Genomic DNA, 2,684 nt, shown 5'->3' on the forward strand with positions numbered 1-2,684 from the left:
CTCCTTGTTGAGAAGTAGATTACCATACTTTTTTATTAGTGGGATAGTTTCAAGGCAATGAAATTCATGATTTACGAGTGGGTTCCAAGCGGAAAACCCAAAGAAGTTCGCAAAATATCATTGCAGAGTTCACCGGGGATTATGAAGTTATCTCCGTTTCCGGAAAAGGAACTAGGGCTGCAACCGGGAAAAGAATATTTCTTGCAGGTCGTGATTCATTGTGACCCAGATAATCCATCAGGTGATTTAGTAGACGAGGCAAGTATTGAGGTTGTAAAAATGCCAGCATCTGTGCAAAGTAAATTGAACAGAGCAGCAAATAGTGTTGAGAAAGCTAATATCTATGCTGAGGCAGGTTTATGGTACAACGCGCTAGATGAAGCACTCAAACTGGCTCAAGTGTCGAAATTGGGAGAAGTGGGTTCAACTCTGTTAAAAGATTTGGCTAAGTGGGAAGCACCAAAAACCATACCAGAATTGCCACCAAAACAACGGGAAGCGATTGAGAAACGGATTGAAAACTTAAAACAGATTGCAGACAGCGCACGCTAATCAGGCTAACCCTGCCTAAAGCCAGTTACCGATGAGGATAAAAGGTGCCATTAGGCGGGGTGAATCTTCTTATTCTGATTAATCAGTGCCTGTTTCAATATGCTAAATCATACTTTCCCTTGAGGCGATAGGCTTCTCCCAAGCTTCCCAATGCAGCTACTTCTCCCTGGCGATCGCTAAATTTTTGGGCAATTTGCAAAGCACTTCCAACACTCTCAAGGCAATCCTCATCAGTCTCAGAAGCACCGCATAAAAGCGCGATCGCTTGTTTATTTTGCCCCAAATGACTGTAGGTTTGAGCAAGTTCTGTGAGCAACTGTCCCACCTTCACGAATTCTCCTGAGGAGCGATAGTTGGCAATCGCTTCTTTCCAATAATTGATCGCTTGCTCGAATTGACCAAGTTGCTGATAAGCTATGGCTAGTTTTTCTCGAATAATTGCCGCGTTATCGTGGTTATTGATATTTTCATAGGCACTTAAGGCAGTTTGCCATTTGGCGATCGCCTCTTGCACATCTCCGGCGCGATATTGTTCAATTCCTTGTTGTACGAGTTGGCTTGGATTGGGAGGCTGTGCGGTTGCTTGTTCTCCCCATTTTGTCTGCACAGTCAAGGGAACATGATTCAGCCACAGGCAAAATGTGAGGCTGCTAAAGAAGATAACTACTAGAAAGCGACGGACACCAAATTGGCGGTATCGGTTTGGCATAGGAGGATACCATAGGTTCCAAGGAAGATTTTGTCCGAAGTTTTAACCCCTCTTTTGCTACCTTCGGTAGAGAATAAGCTAAAACCACTATTTTTACAACTCTTCTCAATAAGGAAGTTTAAATGACAAAGTTCCCTGATGTTTGCACAATTGATTATTTGTTTAGCGTTCATAAGTGAGGCAGTATTTTTCTCTCCTCGTAGTAAGAATAGAGGGTTAACTCCATTTCGATCTGAAGTTGCACATTTGGGCAATGCTAGTTGCCTAATTGTGCAATCAGTATTGCTTTGTTTTACCATTAACTTAGCACAATAGGTGAATGCCTAACTTCAGTTAAAGATTTTATTGTATGAATTAAGCAAGCAGTTACTCAATGCCGTCGGGCTTCAAAGTTAAGTTGGAATTTTAGCAGGGATTGACACCATTAGCTCAAATAAATTTTGATTTTTGACTTGGAGGGAAGGGGCACTCAGTTTTGTTTTATCGAAATCCAAATTTTATATTAGTAATGATATATATAAATAAAATTGTTAGATGAGGCAGATTATAGTTAAGATTTTGACAGTCATTAAGCTAATAAGTAGCTCGGCGTAAATAATTATTGTTGGGATAAGGCAATTCTTGTAGGGGACAGGAGGAAAAAGGGCTTGAACCTTGTTTATTTTTATTCACATAGTTTGGTTTGATTGTGCCAACTCACTTATCCTAATTAATTTAAGAAAGTCGGCGTGAAAAAACCTAATTATGTAAAGATAAATAAGTACAGAAAATACATTTAATACATCTACAGAGGTAATTGGGAGATGGGCGTGTAGAGGTTTGCAAAAATGTTAAGAAAACCACCAAATGATTATTAAAAGCTGGTTCGGTCGAGGTTTGGAGTGGAAGATTGCGGGTTGTGTCGCTTTAGTGGCGGTACTCTCAATCGGAGTAAGCGATCGCCTTTTGGCTCAAATCGTGCCTGACAATACGCTAGGTGCTGAAGGTTCTGTTGTTACACCTAATGTCAATATAAAGGGGATTCAAGGCGATCGCATTGATGGTGGCGCAACTCGCGGTGCTAACCTGTTTCATAGTTTTGAACAATTCAATGTCGGTGCAGGACGAGGCGCTTATTTCGCTAATCCGGCAGGGATTGAAAATATTCTCTCTCGCGTGACGGGAGCCAACCGTTCGGATATTTTGGGACGGTTGGGGATTTTAGGGAATGCCAATTTGTTTTTGATTAATCCTAAGGGCATTGTATTCGGGCCTTCTTCAAGTTTAGACGTGCAGGGTTCATTTTTGGCAACGACGGCTGATGCGGTAAAGCTCGGCGATGCCGGGCTATTCAGCGCTTCGCAACCAACAATGAGTAATTTACTTACCGTTGAACCTATCCCACTAATAATATTTTGTGAATCCAGATGTGGATAGTAGCGAG

The 2,684-nt window shown here is 41.5% G+C and carries 3 protein-coding genes; 2 read left to right on the forward strand and 1 reads right to left on the reverse strand.

Annotated elements, in window-relative coordinates; all coding sequences use genetic code 11:
- Positions 1 to 66 precede the first annotated feature (66 nt).
- A complete protein-coding gene (locus tag ACFE90_RS37695) occupies positions 67 to 552 on the forward strand; it encodes a DUF928 domain-containing protein (protein WP_375507328.1) in 486 nt (161 codons plus the stop codon).
- Positions 553 to 646: 94 nt separating this feature from the next.
- Here ACFE90_RS37695 and ACFE90_RS37700 read toward each other — a convergent pair whose 3' ends face one another.
- Positions 647 to 1,261 carry a tol-pal system YbgF family protein gene (locus tag ACFE90_RS37700; RefSeq protein ID WP_375507329.1) on the reverse strand — a complete coding sequence of 205 codons (615 nt, stop codon included), beginning with the start codon at positions 1,259 to 1,261 and terminating at the stop codon, positions 647 to 649.
- A gap of 846 nt (positions 1,262 to 2,107) precedes the next feature.
- Here ACFE90_RS37700 and ACFE90_RS37705 point away from each other — a divergent pair.
- On the forward strand, positions 2,108 to 2,677 hold the full coding sequence (locus ACFE90_RS37705; RefSeq protein WP_375507330.1) for a filamentous hemagglutinin N-terminal domain-containing protein: 570 nt from the start codon (positions 2,108 to 2,110) through the stop codon (positions 2,675 to 2,677).
- Positions 2,678 to 2,684: the final 7 nt, after the last annotated feature.

The sequence above is a fragment of the uncultured Nostoc sp. genome, from assembly GCF_964245445.1.
Lineage (GTDB): Bacteria > Cyanobacteriota > Cyanobacteriia > Cyanobacteriales > Nostocaceae > Nostoc.

What these genes read in the sequence shown, in the direction of transcription:
- ACFE90_RS37695 (WP_375507328.1), top strand. Translation starts at nt 67, where the DNA reads ATGATTTACGAGTGGGTTCCAAGCGGAAAACCCAAAGAAGTTCGCAAA.
- ACFE90_RS37700 (WP_375507329.1), bottom strand. Translation starts at nt 1,261, where the DNA reads ATGCCAAACCGATACCGCCAATTTGGTGTCCGTCGCTTTCTAGTAGTT.
- ACFE90_RS37705 (WP_375507330.1), top strand. Translation starts at nt 2,108, where the DNA reads ATGATTATTAAAAGCTGGTTCGGTCGAGGTTTGGAGTGGAAGATTGCG.